The organism is Arthrobacter sp. LjRoot14, from assembly GCF_964253905.1.
GTDB lineage: Bacteria > Actinomycetota > Actinomycetes > Actinomycetales > Micrococcaceae > Arthrobacter.
In genome coordinates this window covers 2286996-2306911 of the sequence record NZ_CAXURL020000001.1, presented here as the reverse complement: position 1 = coordinate 2306911, position 19916 = coordinate 2286996, and the positions used below count along the sequence as shown (strand labels likewise).

The window sequence follows — 19916 nt, the reverse complement described above, 5'->3', positions numbered from 1 at the left end:
ATCGATAGGCCGAGGCTAGGGCTCAAAGTCCTGTCAGCAGTGCTGAGCCGTTTCCGTGAGACGTGACCTAGACCTGCTAAAGTTGTGTTGAAATTCCAACACTCCATGTTCGCATAGCTACTAATGCGCGTGGCCACGACTTCCCGGGAGCAATATGGACCTGTCACCGTCCTTCAAGGCCTATGACGTGAGGGGCCTCGTCGGCGTTTCCATCAGTGAGGAAAGCGCCGAAGCAGTAGGCGCCGCGTTTGTGGACGTGCTGGGCCTGTCCGGCCAGACCATCGCCTGCGGAGGGGACATGCGGCCCTCTTCACCCGGCTTCAGCGGCGCCTTTGCGGCGGGTGCTGCCCGGCGCGGTGCGGACGTGAAGTCCCTGGGCCTTATCTCCACCGATGAGCTTTACTACGTGTGCGGCGCCCTGGACATAGCCGGGGCCATTTTCACCGCCAGCCATAACCCCGCGGAATACAACGGGATCAAGATGGCCAAGGCCGGCGCCGTACCGGTTTCCGCAGAAACCGGGCTCACGGCCATACGGGATCTGGCCCAGCAGTATGTCGACCGCGGGATCCCCGCAGCCGCGGCCCAGGGCACCGTGTCCACGCTTGACGTGCTCGCGGGTTACGCCGGAAAGCTCCGCTCGCTCGTGCCCTTGAATGCCGTCCGGCCGCTGAAGGTGGTGGTGGACGCCGGCAACGGCATGGCGGGCCTGACCGTTCCCGCGGTCCTTGGGGACCAGTTCCACCCTGCTTTGCCGTTCACTGTTGTGCCGCTGTACTTCGAGCTCGACGGGACGTTCCCCAACCATCCTGCCAACCCCCTCGAGCCGGAGAACCTCCGCGACCTGCAGGCCGCCGTCATCGCCCACGGCGCCGACATTGGCCTGGCCTTCGACGGCGACGCCGACCGCTGCTTCGTAGTCGACGAGAACGGAAGGCCAGTGACGCCGTCGGCCGTTACGGCATTGATTGCCGTCCGGGAGATCCGCCGCGCCCAGGCCGCCGGGGAAGCCGAACCTGTGATCATCCACAACCTGATCACGTCGCGCGCGGTGCCGGAAATTGTTGCCGCCGCGGGCGGACGACCGGTCCGGACCCGGGTGGGGCATTCCTTTATCAAGGCTCGGATGGCCGAGGAGGGCGCCGTGTTCGGCGGCGAACACTCGGCCCACTACTACTTCCGCGACTTCTACAACGCAGACACGGGCATGCTTGCCGCCATGCACGTCCTGGCCGCCCTCGGCGAGCAGGAGCGGCCCTTGTCCGAACTGGCCCGCGAGTTCGACCCGTACGCGGCCAGCGGCGAAATCAACTCATCCGTTGACGGCGTCGACGGCAAGGTGGCGGACGTGCGGGCCAGCTACGCGAACGGTGCCGTAATCGATGAACTCGACGGGCTCAGCGTCAGCAGCGAGGCCGGGGACTGGTGGTTCAACCTGAGGGCCTCCAACACGGAGGAACTGCTGCGGCTTAACGTCGAAGCCGCCGACACCGCCACCATGGCCCAGGTGCGCGACGCCGTCCTCCAGCAGATCCGGGCCTAGCGGCCCAGCACCACGTTCACCGGTTCCTCGCCCGCCAGCAGCAACGAGATCTGCTGCCTGACCAGCCGGACCATCCGCGGGAACATCGCCGAGCTCGCCCCGCCCACGTGCGGGGTGATGAGCACGCCGGGAGTGGTCCACAGCGGATGGCTGGCCGGCAGCGGCTCGGGGTCGGTGACGTCCAGGGCGGCCCGCAGCCGACCGGACGACGTTTCGGCCCGCAGGGCATCCGTGTCAGCCACCGGGCCTCGGGCCACATTCACCAGCAGCGCTCCGTCCGGCATCGCGGCCAGGAACTTCCGGTCCACCAGCTGATACGTGAGCTCACTCAGGGGGACACTGACCACCACGATGTCGTGCAGCGGCAACTGTTCGTACAGCGCATCGATCCCGTGGATCCGGCCCCGCCCATCGTCCCGCTCCCGGCTGGCCATCCGCGTCACGTGCGTTTCGAACGGCAGGAGCCTGGCCTCGATGGCCTTCCCCACTCCCCCGTAGCCCACCAGCAGCACGCGTCGGTCCGCAAGGCTGGGCCGCTGGGTGTTGTCCCACGTCCCGGACGCCTGGTTCCGCACGAAGTCGGGCATCCCGCGCTGGCTGGCGATCATCATGCCCACGGCGAGTTCCGCCGTGGACGTCTCGTGGACCCCGGCCGCATTGGCGAAAACACAGCCGTCGGGCAGGACGGCAGCCACGCCGTCATACCCGATCGACTGGCTCTGCACCAGCCCCACCTTAACGCCGTCCAGCGCGGCCAGCGCCGCAGGCTTGCCCATGTAGGGCGGCACCAACAGGTCTAAACGGCCCGACGGCGGCGGTCCGCTGAGGTCCCACAGGACATATTCGACGCCGGCAATCGGCTCGAGCGCGTCCAGCATCTTCCGGTCGGGCAGGGCCACCCGCAGCGGCACGCTCACGCGGCCACCACGATCTTCACGTTGGCGGCACCCAGTGCGTCCTCGATCTCCCGTGGCGGCGGCGCGTCCGTCACCAGCACGTCCACAGCGTCGAAGGCGGCGAGCCGCGCCAGCGCGTACCGCAGCATTTTCTGGTGCGTTGCCACCACCACCACCTGTTCAGCTGAGTCCATCAGCGCAATCTTGGTGGCGCGTTCCACGTCCCGCTCAATGTAGAACGCCTCGTCGTGGAGCCCGCTGACCCCGATAAACGCCGTTTTGGCCCGGAGGCCGGCGGCAGCGCTCACCGTCATGGGACCGTTGAACGCCTGGCTGTCCAGGAGCAGCTCACCGCCGAGGCAGATGGTCCGCGCCGCCGTCAGCTGCAGGCAGCGCTGGATGGCGGGCGCGGAGTGCGTGATGATGGTGCCCGCGAACGTCGGCGGCAGCTCCAGGGCAATTTGGTACGTGGTGGTCCCGGCGTCCAGGATGATGGCGTCCCGCTCGCCGATCATGGACACGCAGGCCCGGGCCACCCGCTGCTTGGCGCCAGCATCCTCCCGGACCCGGGCAGCGAAGTCCGCGTTCTGCCCGCTGGCGTTGACGGCGCTGACGCCGCCGTGGACCACCCGTGCCAGCCCTTTTTGGGACAGCACACGGGTGTCCCGGCGTACCGTCATGTCCGAGACCGCGAACGTTTCGGCGAGGTCCATCGTGGAGATGAAGCCCCGCTGCTCGAGGTGGTCCAGGATGGTGCGCTGGCGGGGCGTCAACGGCGCCTCTTTCGGTGAGCTGCTCATATCCCCTTCTCCTGCTTCCCTTAACCGGGCGAATGTGGCCTGCCAGGGTGTTGCAATTCCAACACAAATCTACTCAGTGACTGAGCCCGACACCGGCATTCGTCAGCTCTACGGGGCGTCCTTCGATGATGGAGCGCTCGGCCGCCAGGCCCATGCGCACGGACTGCAGGCCGTCGGCAACCGTAACTTCCACCGGCCCATCACCCAGGATGGCCTTGCGGTAGCCAAGGTGTTCATAGTACGTGGAGCCGTGGTGGGCGCCGGCGGCGAGGACGGCCTCGTCCACAGGAACTTCGTGCATTTCCGGCCCCAGCGGCGAGCGCGGGCTGAACTCCACCGTTGCCTCGGCCTCGTCGCCCTCGATCCAGTGGTTGGCTGCCACCGGGATGAGGGTCTCGATCTTGGCGGCGTCGCCCACAATGGAGATCCGCTCCTGGAACTTGGAGCCCTCGGCGAACATGGACAGCTCCAGCATGGCCCGGCGTCCGCCCTTGAAGTCCACAATCACGTAGGCGTTGTCGATCATGTCCGACACCCTGCCGTTGTACACCTCGTCCATATGGTTGACGTCGTGGCCGCCGCTGGCGTAGACGCGGACGGGTTCGTCCTGCAGGATCAGCCGCATCAGGTCAAAGAAGTGGCAGCACTTCTCCACCAGCGTGCCTCCGGTCCGCTCCGCGAAGCGGTTCCAGGCATCCACCTTGTGCAGGAAGGGGAAGCGGTGCTCCACGATGGAGAGCATGTACACGTTGCCGAGCCTGCCGCCGTGGGCTGCCTGAATGATCTCCTGCACCGGCGGCATGTAGCGGTACTCCATGGCAACCCACACCGGCGCGGTGTAGTCGGCTGCCAGCGCTTCAAGCTCGTCGGCCTGCTCCGCCGTGGTGCACACGGGCTTTTCCACCAGCACGGGCAGGTTGGTGCCGCTCGCGAAGATGTCCTTGAGGATGGCCAGGTGCGTGTCGTTGGGGCTGGCGATCACCAAGGCATCCACCAGCCCGGAAGCGAGCAGCTCCTGGTGGCGGGAGAAGGTCTGTACCTCGTAACCGATTTCCGCAACGGTCTCCGCCAGCGATGACGGCTGGGGATCGGATACGGCGGTGATGTGGCTTCCCGGGATCAGGGCAAGGTTCCGGACGTGTTCGCGGGCCATGTGGCCGGCACCGATAAGGCCGTAACGAATGGTCCGGACCGATTCCGCAGAAGGCAATGACATGAGCTGCTCCGTTTCTCTACGTTGAGTGTGGGACCTCGGCGTTGCATCCCAAACAGAACTATACAGAAAGTGTTGTTATTCCAACATAGCGTGTGTATATTTCTTCAGTACAAGCCGACTACAACGAGGTGGAACGTGTCCCAACCGTCAACCGGAACCCTGCTCTTTATAGGCTCCGCCACCCTGGACTCCATAGCCCTGGTTCAGGATTATCCCGCTGCAGACAGCCGCACCGTGGCCACAGACTTTACGACGGCGGGAGGCGGGCCTGCTGCCACCGCCGCCGTTGCTGCCGCCAGGGCAGGCGCGCGGGCCGCTTTCGCCGGAGTCATCGGCACCGACGATGAAGGCGACCGCATCATCAGCGGTCTGCAGGCTGAAGGCGTGGACACCTCAGCCGTGGTGCGCGATCCCGGCGTCAAAACCGGAGCCAGTGTCATCGTGGTCAGCAAGGCCACCGAAAGCCGAGCCATCGTCACCCGCCCGGTGCCGCCGGTCAGCTTCCCGGCCGAGGGGCGCTTCCGCGAGCTCCTGGAAGCCGCGGCGTGGGTGCATGTGGACCACCTGGGCTGGAACGCCGTCGCCAACCTCCCCGGGCTCAACAACGTCCACCTGAACCTCAGCGTGGACGCCGGCAACCCCATCCCGTCTTTCAGTCCGCGCGGCGTCGCCCTGTATGTCCCCACCATCGAACGGCTCAGCGCCGAGTACGGCGGGCACCTGGCCGTTGAGGAACTGCTCCAGAAAGCCATCGACGACGGCGCCTCCGCCGTCGTCGCCACCGCCGGCTCTGACGGCGCCTGGGTGAAAGCCGGAAACGGCCCCGCGGTCCACGTTCCGGCCACGCCGGCCACCATCCTGTCCACCCTCGGCGCCGGCGACGTCTACCACGGCGCCCTCCTCGCCGCTGTTGCCGCCGGCCTGCCGCTGGTGGACGCCGCGGCTTTCGCCGGTCGCACCGCCTCCGCCTCCTGCGAAGGACTGGACGGCCGTTCCAAAATCCCGCACCAGACCATCACCCCCGCCTTTGCCTCCAACCACAGCCCTAGCTGAAAGAAGCAGCACATGACCCTCACAGACCTCTCACCCCTCCAGCGCCCGTCCGGCGCCTTCGCGATGCTCGCCGTGGACCAGCGCGAGGCGATGCGCAACATGATCGCCGAACACCAGGAAGCCCCCGTCACGGACCAGGACCTCCAGGACTTCAAGCTCCGGGCCGCCAAAATCCTCACCCCCTATGCCTCCGGCGTCCTCATCGACCGGCAGTTCGCCCTCGACCAGGCCATCGAGGACAACGTGGTTGACCCCGGCTGCGGACTCATCGCCTCCGCCGACCACTTCGAATCCGCGCACGGCGAGCTGGTGGGCGAAGTGACCATCGACCGGCTGGTGGACCCGCACAAATACGCTGCCCTCGGCGTCAAGGCCCTCAAGCTGCTGGTGTTGTACCGCCCGGACGAGCCCGCCGACGGCCGCGTGGCCATGGTCCGCGAATTCGTGGAGATCTGTAAGTCCGCCGGGCTCATCAGCATCATCGAACCTGTATCCCGCAAACCCCTCTCCGGCGATGACTTCGACTGGAACGCAGGCATCCTGGCCGCTGCCAAGGAACTGGGGAGCCTGGGCGCCGACCTCTACAAGGCCGAGGTTCCCTTCCACGGCCAGGCTCCCGAAGCCGACGTGCGCGCAGCCTGCGCCGACCTGACCCGGGCAATCGACGGCCCGTGGGTGGTCCTTTCCTCCGGCGTCCCCGAGGATGTTTTCCCCGACGCAGTCCGGTGGGCCTGCCTCGAAGGCGCCAGCGGCTTCCTCTCCGGACGCGCCGTCTGGGCGTCCTGCATCGGCGCCCCCGACGTCGTCGAATCCCTTTCCACTGACGCCGTCCGGCGGCTGCAGCGCCTGTGCGCCGTGGTGGACGACGTGGTCTCGTCGCAAAAGACGAGTGCATGAGCAGTCCCGACGCGCCAGGCGCTTCCTGGTGACAGCCATTCTGTAGGCAACAAGCAAGGCACAGCAAAACACTCAACGAGGAGAATATTGTGAGTCAGATTTCACGCAGGCAGGCCATCGCGATTCTCGGAGCCCTGGGCTTCGGAGCAACTGCGGCAGCATGCGCCGGACCGGGCGGCACCACGGCGCCAGGCGGCGCCGCCGGACCCGCTGCACCCGCCACCGGTGCCGTCACCGGCAAGGTCTCGTTCGCCCACTGGCGCGGTGAGGACAAGGCGGTGTTCGATGAACTCATCAAGCGCTTCGCGGCACTGCACGACGGCGTGGACGTCGCCCAGGACATCTCCACCTCCAACGACTACAACGCCCAGGGCCTGCAGAAGGTCCGCGGTGCAGCCATCGGCGACGCGTTCGCCACCTTCCGCGGCGCACAGTTCAAGAACTTCACCGAGGCCGGCATCTACACCGAGCTCAAGGACAGCAAGGCAGTAGGCAACTACCAGCCGGGCCTGCTTTCCGCCGGGAAGTCCGGCGACAGCCAACTGGGCCTGCCGTACCAGGTGGTCTTCCCCATGCCGATGGCCAACGCCGACCTGTTCGATAAGGCCGGCGCGGAGATCGCCCCGAAGGACTGGGACGGCTTCCTGGCCATGTGCGAAAAGCTCGCAGCCTCCGGCGTCATTCCCATCTCCTGGCCCGGCGGCGACGTCGGAAACGGCGGCCAGCTGTTCAACTGCATGATCGCCAACAACGCCCCCGTCGACGACATGTGCACCCAGATCGAGCAGGGCAAGCTCAAGTGCACCGACGACTGGTTCATCAAGATGCTCAACCAGTACAAGGAACTCATCCCCTACCTGCAGCCCAATGCCACCGGCACCGCGGTGGAGCCGGCGCAGAACCTGTTCTCCCAAGGAAAAGCCGCGATGCTCGCCACCGGCTCGTACCACCTTGCCGCCGTCCGCGGGCTGGGAGCCAAGTTCCCCATCGAGCTCGTCTTCCCCAACACCTCCGACGGCTCCGGCAAGTACGAGGGCGCCTACAACGCCACGTTCATCCTGGGCGTCAACTCAGCCAGCAAGAACCAGGCCGCCGCGGCAGCATGGATCGATTTCCTGTCCGAGCCGGAGAACGCCGGCTACTACGCCAACCAGACAGCCCAGCACGTGACCGTGGACAAGGTGGAGTACACCAACCCGGACCTGAAGCGCCTGAGCCCCTGGCTTGAGAAAAAGACGGCGCTGGCCGCCCGGTTCCAGTTCCAGAACCTCGATGTCCGCAACGCGGTGGAGGCCAGTGCCACGGCTGTCATCTCGGGCACCAGCCCCGAGCAGGCCGCCGAAGCCGCCCAGAAGATTGTTGACGAACGGCTATGAGCACCCACACCAAAATGGCTGCCGAACGGAAGGCCCCGGACGGCGGGACTGAAACCGACGCAGCGAAGAGGCGCCGCCGCTCCCCCACGCGGGTGAATCCGGCACTGTACCTCTTCCCGCTTCCCGCCGTCGCCATCATTGCGTTCTTCCTGGTGATGCCCACCCTGCAGGCGTTCCAGTACGCCATCACGGACTGGAACGGCTTCTCGGCGGCGTTCAACTACGTGGGGCTGGACAACTTCGTCCGCGCCTTCACCAAGGACTCGCTTTTCACCAACGCGCTGACCAACAACCTGAAGTTCGTGCTGATGGTGGTCATCGCGCAGACAGCGTTTTCGCTGGTGCTGGCCCTGCTCCTGACGAAGAACTCCCGCGGCAGCATCCTGCTCCGCGCCCTGTTCTTCTTCCCCACCATCCTGTCCTCCGTCTCCGTGGCCTTCATCTGGAAGTTCATCTACGACCCCAACTTCGGCCTGGCGAATGCGGTCCTCGGCGGAGTTGGCCTGGAAGCCCTGCAGGGTTCCTACCTCGGCAACAACGCCCAGGCCCTGTACTGGGTGGCCGTGACGCAGGTCTGGTTCCACGCGGGACAGATGATGGTGGTCTACATCGCCGGCCTGCAGGCCATCCCGCGGGAACTGTATGAGGCCGCGGAGATGGACGGTGCCGGGAAATGGCAGCAGTTCAAGTCCATTACCTGGCCGTTTGTGGCCCCGGCAACGTCAATCGTCGTCGCCTACACCACCGTCCAGTCGTTCAAGGCCTTCGACCTGATCCTGGGCATCGCGGGGAACCCGCCCAAGCAGTCCCTGGATATCCTCTCCACCCGCATTTACAGCACCTTTGCCAACTCGGAATTCGGCTACGCCGCCGCCCAATCGATCATCTTTATGGCGATGATCGCCTTGGTCACCTGGCTCCAGCGCCGGTTGCTCCGGCTGACCCCGAAGGGGGAATGACAGCATGCTCGCTTCACTAAGCCGCCGCGCAATTCTCGGAATCTACGCGGTCATCATCATCGTTCCGCTGACCGTGGTGGGGTTCGGCAGCTTCAAGTCCACGCAGGAACTCTTCGCCGGACCGTTCAGCCTGCCGCAGTCCCTCTCACCCGCCAACTACGCGGAGGTGATCGGCGGTCAGGATCTGGGGTCGTCGTTCATGAACAGCGTCATTGTCACCTCCATCTCCGTCCCGCTCACCCTGTTCCTGGCCAGCCTCGCCGGGTACGCCATCTCCCGGCTCAAGGGGTTTATGGCCTGGGCCATTTTCGGCTTCCTGGTCCTGGGCATGGCCATCCCGGCGCAGGCCAACATGGTGCCGCTGTACGTCCTGTTCGGCCGGCTCGGCCTGCTGGACAGCCTGGCAGGCCTGGTGCTGGCCAACGTCGTGTCCACCCTGCCCATCGCCGTCTTTATCCTCGGTGGGTTCATGCGAACCCTGCCCAAGGAGCTGTACGAGGCATCCTCCATTGACGGCACCGGCCCGTGGCGAACGTACGTGTCCATCGCGCTTCCGCTCTCGGCCCCGTCAGTGGCCGCAGCAGCGATCTTCCTGTTCGTCATCCACTGGAACGAACTCCTCTATCCGCTCCTGTTTATCCAGTCCCCGGGCAACCGGACCCTGCCGCTGGCACTGCTCAGCTTCCAAGGCGAGTTCCAGACCAACTACCCGCTGCTGTTCGCCGGCGTCATCCTGGCGTCCCTGCCCGTGGTGGTGGCCTACGTCTTCCTGCAGCGCTACTTCGTTGCCGGGATCACCGCCGGAGCAAGCAAGGGATGAGGACCCCGGACCTCCACCAGCCCAACGAAAGGCAACATACGTGAACCTGAAATCAGCCCGACACCTGGTGAATGGAACCTGGCACACGGCCGGCAGTTCCAAGGACGTGACCGACCCCGGAAACGGCAGCACGGTTGGCGAAGTGGCCTGGGGCACCGCCGAAGACGCCACTGCGGCCGCAGGCGCCGCGGCCGACGCCTTCGGTTCCTGGTCCCGGACCACCGCTCGCAACCGGGCAGATCTGCTCCGGAACGCCGCCGACCTGCTGGCCGAACGCCGGGACGAACTGGCCCACACCCTGGCCCTGGAAGCCGGAAAACGGCTCCCGGAAGCCCAGGGTGAGGTGGACTTCTCGGTGGAGTACTTCCGCTGGTTCGCCGAGGAAGTCCGCCGCTCCACCGGCACCGTCAGCCCGCCCGAACTCCAGGGCCGGCGCCACCTCAGCCTCCGCAAGCCCATCGGCGTAGCACTCAGCCTCACCCCGTGGAACTTTCCCGTATCCATCCAGGCCCGCAAACTCGCCGCAATGCTGGCCGCAGGCTGCACCGTTGTGGGCCGGGTCTCCGAAAAGGCGCCGCTCGCCGCCACCGGACTGTTCGAGGTCCTGCACGAGGCCGGGTTCCCTGCCGGCGTCGTCAACCTGGTCCACGGACCCTCGCGCGAAATCACCGCAGCCCTGCTCCAACACCCCGCCGTGCGGGCCGTCAGCTTCACCGGATCCACCGGCGTAGGCCGCCAGATCATGGCCTCCGCTTCAGAACGCGTGGTCCGTCCGCTGCTTGAACTGGGCGGCAACGCGCCGTTCATCGTCTTCGAGGACGCGGACCTGGACGCAGCCGTCGACGGCGCCGTCCTGGGCCGGCTGCGCAACACCGGCCAGTCGTGCGTGGCAGCGAACCGCTTCCTGGTTCAGGACAGCATCGCCGACGAGTTCACCCGGAAGCTGGGCGCGCGCTTCGACGCGATGAGCATCGGGCATGGCGTCCCCGAGGGCGGCGCATCGGTCCCGGACCTTGGTCCCATGATCGACGCCGAGCGGGTGACCGCCGTTCAGGCCCTCGTGGATGACGCCCTGAACCGAGGCGCCCGGCGCGTCACGCAGCGGACCGATGTCCCCCGGCAGGGCGCGTTTATGGCCCCCACACTGCTCACGGACGTCCCCGACGACGCACCCTTGGTGAGCGAAGAAGTGTTCGGCCCGGCGGCCGGCGTCGTGACCTTTTCTTCCGAGGAGGACGCCATCCGCAAGGCGAACGCCACAGAGATGGGCCTCGCCGCGTACGTCTGGAGCCGCGATCCCAAGCGCGCCTGGGACGTCCCTGAACGCCTGGAAGCCGGCATCGTGGGGGTCAACGATCCCCTCCCCTCCGTGGCGTTCGCCCCCATGGGCGGCGCCAAGCAGTCCGGCCTGGGCCGCGAAGGAGCAAGCCTTGGCCTCGAGGAGTTCGAGGAGGTCCAGTACGTGGCCTGGAGGCCGTAAATGCTGACCACCGGGCTCGTGCTGGGCGCCGTCGTCATGGGAGCCGGGATGCAGCGCATCACCGGCATGGGCTTCGCCCTGGTGGCAGCCCCCTTCCTGGTACTGCTCCTGGGCCCGGTGGAGGGGGTCGTATTGGTGAACGTCTGCGGCGCCGTGACAGCGGGGGCCATCATCTTCCGGGTGGTGCGGGACATCGACTGGAAGCGGTACGCGGCATTGGCGGCGTCGGCGCTGCTGGGAATCATCCCCGCAGCCTTCCTGATCCGGCTCATCCCGCCGGCGGTGCTGGAGATCTCGATCGGGGTGCTCCTCGCCGTCGGGCTCACCGTTTTGCTTGGACTCAAGTCCGCCACGCTTCCTCCGCGCCGCCGCTACCTGTTCACGGCCGGCGGCCTGAGCGGGTTTATGAATACGGCGGCCGGGGTGGGCGGGCCTGCCGTCAGCATGTACTCCATCGCCACCCGGTGGCAGCACAAATCCTTCGCTGCCACCATGCAACCGTACTTTTTTACCATCGGCGTGTTCTCCCTGATTTCCAAGGCCCTCACTGCCCCGGCCACCTTCCCCGCACTGCCCTGGGGAATGTGGGTGGCCGTCGCCGTGGCCTGCCTCACAGGCCTGGTGCTGGGCGACGTCGCTGCCCGGTTCGTCCCGGCCCGGGCCGCCCAGGTCCTGCTGATCGTCCTGGCCTACCTGGGAGCGGCTGCCACGATCATCCGCGGTGTGCTCGATGCCGTCGGCTAGCAGATGCTGCTGCACCACCCCATCCCCTCAACCATCAACGAAAGGGCTGCCATGGCTCTCGTCTCCCCCCAAGAAAACCTACTGCGCGTGTCCACCAACAAGGGCGAGACCGTCACCCTGACGATTGATGGGGGCGCTCCAGTGACCATCCAGCTTGATGTTGGAGGGCACTGCAGCTGCGGGGGCACTGCCAGTGTTGCTGGCGCATACACAGACACTGACTTCGGCACTCACTAATCAGGCATCATTCTCAATCTGCACCCGCACCATGGAAAGGAAATAACATGACGTGGCTGAACAGCGCCGCTCACGCGCGATGGCTGGAGTCCGAAACCGATCGGCTGATCAATTTCGCCGCGGGTTCAAAGGTTCCCACCGGATTCGGCTGGCTCGACAACAACGGTGCGGTGTTCACCGACAAGCCGACCCACCTCTGGATTACCGCGCGGATGGTTCATAGTTTCGCCGTCGCTGCCCTGATGGGGCGGCCAGGCGCTGCGACACTCGTCGACCACGGCATCGCCGCCCTCAACGGAGTCTTCCACGATGATGAGTTCGGCGGCTGGTATGCCGAGGTAGACGGGAACGGACCGGTAAACGACACCAAGTCCGGTTACCAGCACTCCTTCGTGCTCCTCGCCGCTGCCAGCGCCGTTGCGGCCAACCGCCCGGGCGCCAGGGAATTGCTCGACGAGGCACTGCGAATCGCTGACACCAGGTTCTGGGACCACGACGCCGGCATGTGCTTCGACTCGTGGAACCGGGAATTCACGGAAACCGAAGCATACCGTGGCGGGAACGCGAGCATGCATTCCGTCGAGGCGTACCTCATCGTCGCCGATGTGACTGGCGAGAACCGCTGGCTCGAACGGGCCCTCCACATCGCCGAGGTGCTCATCCACAACTTTGCGCGCAACAACAACTACCGGGTCTTCGAGCACTTCGACCCGGAGTGGAACCCCATGCCGGAGTACAACACCGATGACCGGGCCAGCCAGTTCCGCGCGTACGGGGGAACCCCCGGCCACTGGGTTGAGTGGGCACGCCTGCTCCTGCACGTCCGCGCCGGGCTCGAAGCCCGCGGCATGGAGGTCCCAGCCTGGCTGCTGGACGACGCACGGGGCCTGTTCGACGCCGCCATCCGCGACGCCTGGGAGCCGGACGGTCACCCGGGATTTGTTTACACCGTCGACTGGGAAGGCAAGCCGGTTGTCACCACCCGCATTCGCTGGGTTCCCGCCGAGGCAATCGGGGGCGCGGCAGCCCTCTATATCGCCACCGGCGACCAGAAGTACGCGGACTGGTACGAGCGAATCTGGGACCACGCCCGCGATTGGTTCATCGACTACGAGCACGGGTCCTGGAAGCAGGAACTCGACGAGAAGGGCAATGTCACCTCGACCGTATGGTCCGGCAAGGCGGACATCTATCACCTCTGGCACTGCCTGGTGGTCCCGCGACTTCCACTGGCACCAGGGCTTGCTCCAGCAGTCGCGGCCGGACTGCTGGATGCACGGCTTGCTGCGTCCAGGTAACACGAGGAACCTGCGGCCCCTGATTTCGCGGATCCTGGGGAAAGCCGCTAGTTAGACATCCGGCAACCCAGAATAGGTGACCATATTGGTCACCTATTCTGGGCAGTACGGAAGCCTCCTTCAGGGATCCGACGGTTTCCTTCTCCAGACGTACCGCTGCTGTACTGGCCAGTCGAAGTCTGTGTCCGTTGGGTAGGCCGACAGCGGATGTCGGTCAAGCAGGAGTGAACTGGTTGTCATTTGGCGCATGGCCCGCCCCGCCGTCAGGTGAAGGCTTCTCGGGCGCGGGCGACCCGACGGATCCGCGGCGGACCAGTCGCGCCGTGAGTTCCGTGGAAGGTGCGGATGGTTTGCGTCCTTCGATCTGCCGAATGAGGGCACTGGCGGCCGCTATCCCCATCTCATAGACAGGCTGGGCAATAACGGTGAGGGGCGGTGTAGTGAGGCGAGTCCACGCGAAGTCGTCGTACATCAGGAAGGAGACATCTGCGGGAATGGACAGCCCCAGTTCCTGGATGGCCTCCACGATGCTCAATGCGATAAGACCATCCGAGGCAACGATGGCCGTCGCCGCATCCGGTCCCTCCAACAGGTGCCTTGTGATCCTTTTGATGGATTCGGCGTCGCCGGCATTGAGCCGGACCAGATCCACAGGTTGGCTGAGGCCCTTCTCCTCGAACGCACGCCGCATGCCGTCCAGCCGCTCGGAGATCTGCGAGGAGGCCAGTTCCATACCGGCGACATAGGGTCGGTCCGTTTTGAGGGTCGAGACGAAGGCGATCCGCCGGTGCCCGGCCTCAAGCAGGTACCGGGTGGAATCGTAGGAGATCGCCGTCATGTCAACTGCGAAGGTTTCCACCTCAAGCCCCGCGGCGGCCCGGTCAAGAAGGACCAAGGGACGCCCGGAATCGTAAACGCGCCGCAAATGTTCTGTTTCCACGGACGACGCGGGTGCCACGATGAGGCCGTCCACCCGCTTGTCCAAGAGCACTTGGACGGCCTCTACTTCGGCCGTTTCTTCCTCGTCGGTGTTGACGAGAATAACGTTGTAGCCGCTCTTCTTCGCGGTGTCCGTAATGCCTCGCGTGGCAAGGCCGAAGTGAGGGTTTTCGATGTCTCCCACCACAACGCCGATAGTGTGCGATTTTCCCGTATTCATGCTGCGGGCCAGCTCATTCGGGCGGTAGGAAAGCTCCTCCGCAGCAGCCAGGACCCGCTCCCGCACGTCGTCGCTCACGGCGCCGTAATTCCCCAAAGCGCGTGCCGCCTGGGCCTTTGACACGTTGGCGGCTTTTGCGACGTCCGCGACCGTAATATCACGTCGCCTGGATCCATTACTGATCATTTCGGCCTTCCGAAAAGAGGCCTTGACGGCCAATGTGGCTTGGGTTACATTCATAGCAACCCCTTGTTGAGTCCGGTCTCAATCGTAGCGGTTGAGACCGGACTCAACAAGAGATACCCCACCACAAAAGCTATCCGCCCTGCTTCCACGATTGGAAAACCCTTGAGCAAACGATTCAACTTCCGCCGCCCTGGAGCGGTCGTCGCTGGTGCCGTCGCGGCACTCCTCGCGCTGTCAGGCTGCGCAGGATCGACTCCCGCATCATCCTCGACTTCAGCGGACAACCCCTACGGCCTGATACAGCCGGGCACCATCAGGGTAGCCAGCCTTGGCGACTCAAAGCCTTATACCTTCGCTGATGCGCAGGGTAACTTCACCGGTTTCGACGTCGAACTCTTCAAGGACGTGGCGCACCGCGCCGGCGTGGACAATGTGGTTTTCACCGGACAGGACTTCTCCGGACTGCTCTCCGCCGTGGCCAACGGCCAGTTCGATGTCGGCGTGGCCGCCATCGGCATCACGGACAAGCGCAAGGAAACAGTCGACTTCTCCGAGGGCTATCTCGCAGGCTACCTGACCGTCATCACCACGAGCACCTCGGGCATCAAGGATGCCGCCGGCCTGTCCGGCAAACGGCTCGGCGTGGTCCAGGGAACGCTGCAGGAAGCCTACGCGGTCAAGAACTTCACGTCGGCCAACCTGGTGCGATTCCCGGACAACAACACAGCCATTGCCGCTGTGAACAGTGGCACCGTGGACGCCCACTTCCTGGACTACGAAGCCGCCAAGGCCTATGAGGAACAGCACGGACTGGTCAGTGCGGCAGACATTCCGTCCTTCGACGCGCCCGCCGGGTTCGCCATCGCCAAGGGCAAGACAGCCTTCAGGGACGCGTTGAACAAGGGGCTCGCTGCGGCGATGGAGGACGGCACCTGGAAGAAGCTCTACCAGAAGTGGTTCCCGGGCTCCCCGATGCCCGAGCAGTACTTGCCCAAGGCTGAGCAGAAAGCCACACCGACCCCCGGCAAGTAAACACCAACGCCGGCGAACAATCCGGCTCAGGACCGGGCGGGCCGCGCACCGCGGCCCGCCCGGGATTCACAAGCTACCTACGTCTGAGAGCAACCCATGGACTGGTTCAACACCATCATCCGCACCTTCTTCGACTTCGGCGCAATGGCCGAAGTCCTGCCCCAGCTACTGGGAGTCGGTCTTCTTAACACCCTCATCATCTCCATCGCCGCCACCATCATCGGGGTGGCGCTTGGCATGGTCGTCGCAGTCATGGGCATCTCCCCCTTCGAAATGGCTCCGTGTGCCGGCCCGCATCTACACCGATCTCTTTCGCGGCCTCCCCGCCATCCTCACCATCCTGTTGATTGGCCAAGGATTCGCCCGTCTCAGCCAGTCGATCTTCGGCCCGTCGCCCTATCCCTTGGGGATCATCGCGCTGAGCCTGATCGCCAGCGCCTACATTGGCGAGATCTTCCGTGCGGGTATCCAGAGCGTCGACAAGGGCCAGGGCGAAGCCTGTCGCGCACTGGGCATGAGCTACGCCAAGTCCATGGCGCTGGTAGTGGTTCCGCAGGGCATCCGCAGAGTCCTGCCGGCGCTGGTCAACCAGTTCATCGCGATCGTCAAGGATTCCTCGCTGGTCTACTTCCTGGGACTGCTCGTTACTGAACGTGAGCTCTTCCGCGTGGGCCAGGACGCGGCAGTACTGTCCGGTAACCTCTCCCCCCTGGTCATGGCCGGGATCTTCTACCTGGTGATCACGGTGCCCCTGACCCACCTGGTCAACTACTTCGATAACAGGTTCAGGACCGGCCGCCGCCGCCCCTCCGCCCCCACAAGCGGACTGCAGGAAGTCAAGGAACTCGACGCGGCCTCGCCGCTGATCACCGGGAGCAACACATGAACCTCACAAGCAGCAGCACCAGTACGAACAATTCGGTTCCGGACATCGAGACCTTCCACGGCTCCAGCCTGGAACTAAAGACCCTGACCATGGCCTACGGCGACGTCAAGGTGCTGCGCAACGTCAGCCTCACCGTCGCACCGGGTACCACCACCTGCATCATCGGGCCGTCCGGATCAGGCAAGTCCACCCTCCTGCGCGGGGTCAACCGCCTGCACGAACCCACGAGCGGGGACGTCCTGCTGGCCGGCGAAAGTGCCCTCGAGGTCAAACCGGACATCTTGCGGGCCCGCATTGGAATGGTCTTCCAGCACTTCAATCTCTTTCCGGACCACACGGCCCTCGAGAACGTGGCCCTGGCGCTCTGGAGCGTCAAGGGAATGTCCAAGACCGAAGCGCGGGAACGCGCCCGCCGCCGCCTCGCCGAGGTGGGTCTCGCGGAGCGCGCGGACCACCGGCCCAGGGACCTTTCCGGCGGCCAGCAACAGCGCGTCGCCATCGCGCGCGCCCTGGCCATGGAGCCCGAGGTAATGCTCTTCGACGAGGCCACCAGCGCCCTGGATCCCGAGCTCGTCAAGGGCGTGCTGAACCTCATGGCCGGGCTCGGCAAACGCGGCATGACCATGCTGGTCGTCACCCACGAAATGGGTTTCGCCCGTAAGGTAGCCGACCAGGTCGTGTTCATGGATGAAGGCGAAGTGGTGGAGGCAGGTACGCCCGCCGAACTCTTCGATAATCCCCGCAGTGAACGCCTCCAGCGATTCCTATCGGAAGTGCTCTGATGGGAAACACCGCAGCTGCGGCGGCACCCATCAGGACCGCCGTCGTGGGTTTTGGGATCTCAGGCAGCGTGTTCCACGCACCGCTGATCGAGGCGGATCCCGGTTACTCCCTCGACGTGATCGTAACGGCGGATCCGGAGCGTGCGGCTGAGGCGACCCGGCGCTACCCGAAGGCCCGGATTGTTCCGACAGCGGAGGCCATGTTCATCCTGGCCGCGGACCTTGACCTCATCGTCCTCGGCACTCCCCCGCTCACGCACTTCGATCTGGCAGCAACGGCAATAGCGCATGGTCTTCCGGTGGTGGTGGATAAGCCGTTCGTCACCACATCGGCAGAGGGCCAGTCTCTTATCTCCCAGGCATCCGACGCCGGTGTGCATCTGACGGTGTTCCAGAACCGCCGATGGGACGCCGACTTCCTGACGCTCCGGAAACTCGTCCGGGAAGGAGCGCTGGGCGAAATCCGCACATTCGAGTCGCGGTTCGAGTGGTGGCGGCCGGAAGGATTCGGGAACTGGCGGGACACTGCCGCCCTGACGGACGGCGGCGGCATACTCCACGACCTCGGCGCCCACCTGATCGACCAAGCCATCCAGCTCTTCGGTCCTGTCCAGGACAGCTACGGAGAGACCGCCAACCACGGACATCCAGAGGGGGCTGATACCGAAGCCTTCGTGTCCCTGTTCCACGAATCCGGGGTGCGGTCCAGGTTGTGGATGAACGGCATGGCCGCCCAAGTCGGCCCGCGCTTCCACGTCCTGGGCTCCAAGGCCGGCTACACCAAATGGGGCCTGGATAGCCAGGAACCGGCCCTTGCGGCCGGACTGAAACCCTCGGATCCCGCCTACGGCGTTGAGCCCCAGGACTCATGGGGGGCCCTGGGAAGTGACGGCAGCACCACGCCCGTTCCCGCCCAGCGGGGCAACTATCCGGGGTTCTACCGCCAACTCGCTGAGGCCACCCACGGCCGGGAAGAGTTGCCGGTCAAGCCTTTCGAGTCCCTCGAAGTCCTGAGCATCATCGAAAAAATTCACGCCCTCGCCTAACCGCCGGGGCAGCCCGCGGGCAACTGACCAACCAACGAACAGGAAGGGAAGACGCATGTCCTCCACCACCTCACCCAAACGCGTCGCCATCATCGGCGGCGGCATCCTCGGAGTCTCCACTGCCGTCCACCTGCTCCGCCAAGGCGCATCCGTAATCCTTTTGACCGAACGCGGCCTAGCCAGTGAAGCCACCGGCCGATCACTCTCCTGGCTCAATTCCGCCGGCGAGCGGTCTGCGCCGTACCACCAGCTGCGGGTGGCGGGCGTGGACCGCTACCGCACCCTCTTCGCTCAAGATACGGCAAGAGAGTGGCTCCAGTTCGACGGCGGCCTGATGTGGAATGCGGCCGGACAGCACTCCGTCACCGAAGCCCGCCACACCTACGAAAAGTCCATCGGCTACGACTCAAAACTGCTCGCACCCGAAGACATCGCAGCCGTCACCCCCGGCATCGACGCCGGCGCCGTGCCGGAAAACGCCATCTTCAATCCGGGCGAAGGCTGGGTGAGCCTCCCGGACCTGGTGGAATTCCTCATGGAGGAATTCCACGCCCGCGGCGGCCGACTCGTCCTCAACGCAGGCAAAGCCTCGGTAACGGTCAATGGCGCACGGGCTACCGGTGTCGAGACAGCGGCCGGCGAGAACTACGAGGCCGATGCGGTGCTGGTGGCGTGCGGCGCCGCGACGCCCGCCGTCGTCGCACCCCTCGGCGTCGAGATCCCGAACGGTTCCCCTGTCTCCATGCTGGTCCTGACCAAACCGGTGGATCACGATGTAAAGACCGTGATGAATACGCCGCGGGCCGCGGTACGTCCCAACCCCGGCAACACGTTTGCACTGGATCACGACTGGTACGAGGAGCACATCACCGAGCATGCGGACGGCACGTTCAGCATTCCCGACGAAGTGGTCCAGGAACTGGCCGACGAGGCATCCAAACTCATCGCCGGCAGCCCTGACCTCAAGCCGGCATCGTGGAAGATCGGCTACAAGCCCATCCCTGGCGACGGCGAACCTGTCTTCGGCGAACTGAGCCAGGTGCCCGGCTGCTTCGTGGCCTTCACGCACTCCGGCGCCACGCTCGGGCTCATTGCCGGCGAACTCCTCTCCGGCGAGATCATGACCGGCAACAAGCACCCCATGCTTGCTACCTTCAGGCCGGGGCGCTTCTCCTAGACCGTACGCAGGCAGGGCCGTCACATCGGCCCTGCCTGCACTGCCCGGGTGACAGCGGAGCACGAGCCCCTTTGACGGCTGGCCGTGCGAAGGAGGTTCCGCTTCAACTTCGATGCCGTGGCCGTCTCATTGGTTGCGAGGAGTTCCCGCCAGGTCTCGTCGCAGGTGACCTGAGGCGCGACTTGCGGTCGGCTCGGTTGAGAGGCCCGGGCACCGGGCTTCTGTGTCGAGCGGACGCGGGTGACCAGGAAGGCCGCTGCGAACGGACCTGCAAACAGGCCCACCTGATTGATGCCTGCAGGCCGCGACGAAGGCGACGTCTGCCTGGC

The 19916-nt window shown here is 65.3% G+C and carries 17 protein-coding genes and 1 pseudogene; 14 read left to right on the top strand and 4 right to left on the bottom strand.

What is annotated here, in order from left to right:
• Positions 1–154: 154 nt before the first annotated feature.
• The gene (locus ACSQ12_RS10230) at positions 155–1543 is read left to right on the top strand and encodes a phosphomannomutase/phosphoglucomutase (RefSeq protein WP_436065317.1); all 1389 of its coding nucleotides are present in this window, start codon (positions 155–157) and stop codon (positions 1541–1543) included.
• Here the strand turns inward: ACSQ12_RS10230 and ACSQ12_RS10225 are convergent.
• The 3 genes from ACSQ12_RS10225 to ACSQ12_RS10215 form a co-directional block, all read right to left on the bottom strand.
• Positions 1540–2460: a 2-hydroxyacid dehydrogenase gene (locus ACSQ12_RS10225; RefSeq protein ID WP_436065316.1), complete on the bottom strand. Its 921-nt coding sequence runs from the start codon at positions 2458–2460 to the stop codon at positions 1540–1542. The genes ACSQ12_RS10230 and ACSQ12_RS10225 overlap by 4 nt on opposite strands.
• Positions 2457–3239, bottom strand: coding sequence for a DeoR/GlpR family DNA-binding transcription regulator (locus ACSQ12_RS10220; RefSeq protein ID WP_436065315.1), 783 nt, complete (start codon positions 3237–3239; stop codon positions 2457–2459). Before ACSQ12_RS10220 ends, ACSQ12_RS10225 begins: the two co-directional genes overlap by 4 nt.
• 73 nt (positions 3240–3312) lie before the next feature.
• Entirely contained in the window at positions 3313–4455 is a 1143-nt protein-coding gene (locus ACSQ12_RS10215; RefSeq protein ID WP_209745200.1) for a Gfo/Idh/MocA family protein, read from the bottom strand.
• 135 nt (positions 4456–4590) lie between these two features.
• Between ACSQ12_RS10215 and ACSQ12_RS10210 the strand changes: the two genes are divergently transcribed.
• The 8 genes from ACSQ12_RS10210 to ACSQ12_RS10175 all read left to right on the top strand — a co-directional run bounded on the left by ACSQ12_RS10210 (position 4591) and on the right by ACSQ12_RS10175 (position 13319).
• A complete protein-coding gene (locus tag ACSQ12_RS10210; protein ID WP_436065314.1) occupies positions 4591–5508 on the top strand; it encodes a PfkB family carbohydrate kinase in 918 nt (305 codons plus the stop codon).
• A 12-nt stretch (positions 5509–5520) separates the two neighbouring features.
• On the top strand, positions 5521–6405 hold the full coding sequence (locus ACSQ12_RS10205) for an aldolase (RefSeq protein ID WP_436065313.1): 885 nt from the start codon (positions 5521–5523) through the stop codon (positions 6403–6405).
• Between the two features lie 89 nt (positions 6406–6494).
• The gene (locus ACSQ12_RS10200; protein ID WP_209745209.1) at positions 6495–7781 is read left to right on the top strand and encodes an ABC transporter substrate-binding protein; all 1287 of its coding nucleotides are present in this window, start codon (positions 6495–6497) and stop codon (positions 7779–7781) included.
• Positions 7778–8740 (top strand): carbohydrate ABC transporter permease, encoded by a 963-nt coding sequence (locus ACSQ12_RS10195; RefSeq protein ID WP_209745212.1) that lies wholly within the window; start codon positions 7778–7780, stop codon positions 8738–8740. The genes ACSQ12_RS10200 and ACSQ12_RS10195 overlap by 4 nt, the downstream gene beginning before the upstream one ends.
• A gap of 4 nt (positions 8741–8744) precedes the next feature.
• Positions 8745–9560, top strand: a complete 816-nt coding sequence (locus ACSQ12_RS10190) for a carbohydrate ABC transporter permease (protein WP_436065312.1) — start codon at positions 8745–8747, stop codon at positions 9558–9560.
• 40 nt (positions 9561–9600) lie between these two features.
• Positions 9601–11040: an NAD-dependent succinate-semialdehyde dehydrogenase gene (locus ACSQ12_RS10185; RefSeq protein WP_209745215.1), complete on the top strand. Its 1440-nt coding sequence runs from the start codon at positions 9601–9603 to the stop codon at positions 11038–11040.
• Positions 11041–11784, top strand: coding sequence for a sulfite exporter TauE/SafE family protein (locus ACSQ12_RS10180; protein WP_436065311.1), 744 nt, complete (start codon positions 11041–11043; stop codon positions 11782–11784).
• 284 nt (positions 11785–12068) lie between these two features.
• Positions 12069–13319, top strand: coding sequence for an AGE family epimerase/isomerase (locus ACSQ12_RS10175; protein ID WP_436065310.1), 1251 nt, complete (start codon positions 12069–12071; stop codon positions 13317–13319).
• 214 nt (positions 13320–13533) lie between these two features.
• Here the strand turns inward: ACSQ12_RS10175 and ACSQ12_RS10170 are convergent, their stop codons facing one another.
• Positions 13534–14664: a LacI family DNA-binding transcriptional regulator gene (locus tag ACSQ12_RS10170; protein WP_436066974.1), complete on the bottom strand. Its 1131-nt coding sequence runs from the start codon at positions 14662–14664 to the stop codon at positions 13534–13536.
• Positions 14665–14826: 162 nt separating this feature from the next.
• On the opposite strand from ACSQ12_RS10170, the gene ACSQ12_RS10165 reads away from it, so the two are divergent.
• From ACSQ12_RS10165 to ACSQ12_RS10145, 5 genes and pseudogenes are all read left to right on the top strand, one after another.
• Positions 14827–15696 carry an ABC transporter substrate-binding protein gene (locus ACSQ12_RS10165; protein WP_436065309.1) on the top strand — a complete coding sequence of 290 codons (870 nt, stop codon included), beginning with the start codon at positions 14827–14829 and terminating at the stop codon, positions 15694–15696.
• Between the two features lie 96 nt (positions 15697–15792).
• Positions 15793–16582: pseudogene (locus ACSQ12_RS10160) on the top strand (amino acid ABC transporter permease).
• Positions 16579–17364 (top strand): amino acid ABC transporter ATP-binding protein, encoded by a 786-nt coding sequence (locus tag ACSQ12_RS10155; protein ID WP_436065308.1) that lies wholly within the window; start codon positions 16579–16581, stop codon positions 17362–17364. Before ACSQ12_RS10160 ends, ACSQ12_RS10155 begins: the two are co-directional and overlap by 4 nt.
• Positions 17364–18410, top strand: a complete 1047-nt coding sequence (locus ACSQ12_RS10150; protein ID WP_436065307.1) for a Gfo/Idh/MocA family protein — start codon at positions 17364–17366, stop codon at positions 18408–18410. The genes ACSQ12_RS10155 and ACSQ12_RS10150 overlap by 1 nt, the downstream gene beginning before the upstream one ends.
• A gap of 55 nt (positions 18411–18465) precedes the next feature.
• On the top strand, positions 18466–19587 hold the full coding sequence (locus ACSQ12_RS10145; protein ID WP_436065306.1) for an NAD(P)/FAD-dependent oxidoreductase: 1122 nt from the start codon (positions 18466–18468) through the stop codon (positions 19585–19587).
• Positions 19588–19916: the final 329 nt, after the last annotated feature.

Excerpts from the sequence above, each read along its gene's own strand:
- ACSQ12_RS10230 (WP_436065317.1), top strand. The coding sequence starts at position 155 with ATGGACCTGTCACCGTCCTTCAAGGCCTATGACGTGAGGGGCCTCGTC.
- ACSQ12_RS10220 (WP_436065315.1), bottom strand. The coding sequence starts at position 3,239 with ATGAGCAGCTCACCGAAAGAGGCGCCGTTGACGCCCCGCCAGCGCACC.
- ACSQ12_RS10215 (WP_209745200.1), bottom strand. The coding sequence starts at position 4,455 with ATGTCATTGCCTTCTGCGGAATCGGTCCGGACCATTCGTTACGGCCTT.
- ACSQ12_RS10205 (WP_436065313.1), top strand. The coding sequence starts at position 5,521 with ATGACCCTCACAGACCTCTCACCCCTCCAGCGCCCGTCCGGCGCCTTC.
- ACSQ12_RS10195 (WP_209745212.1), top strand. The coding sequence starts at position 7,778 with ATGAGCACCCACACCAAAATGGCTGCCGAACGGAAGGCCCCGGACGGC.
- ACSQ12_RS10190 (WP_436065312.1), top strand. The coding sequence starts at position 8,745 with ATGCTCGCTTCACTAAGCCGCCGCGCAATTCTCGGAATCTACGCGGTC.
- ACSQ12_RS10180 (WP_436065311.1), top strand. The coding sequence starts at position 11,041 with ATGCTGACCACCGGGCTCGTGCTGGGCGCCGTCGTCATGGGAGCCGGG.
- ACSQ12_RS10175 (WP_436065310.1), top strand. The coding sequence starts at position 12,069 with ATGACGTGGCTGAACAGCGCCGCTCACGCGCGATGGCTGGAGTCCGAA.
- ACSQ12_RS10170 (WP_436066974.1), bottom strand. The coding sequence starts at position 14,664 with ATGATCAGTAATGGATCCAGGCGACGTGATATTACGGTCGCGGACGTC.
- ACSQ12_RS10155 (WP_436065308.1), top strand. The coding sequence starts at position 16,579 with ATGAACCTCACAAGCAGCAGCACCAGTACGAACAATTCGGTTCCGGAC.
- ACSQ12_RS10150 (WP_436065307.1), top strand. The coding sequence starts at position 17,364 with ATGGGAAACACCGCAGCTGCGGCGGCACCCATCAGGACCGCCGTCGTG.
- ACSQ12_RS10145 (WP_436065306.1), top strand. The coding sequence starts at position 18,466 with ATGTCCTCCACCACCTCACCCAAACGCGTCGCCATCATCGGCGGCGGC.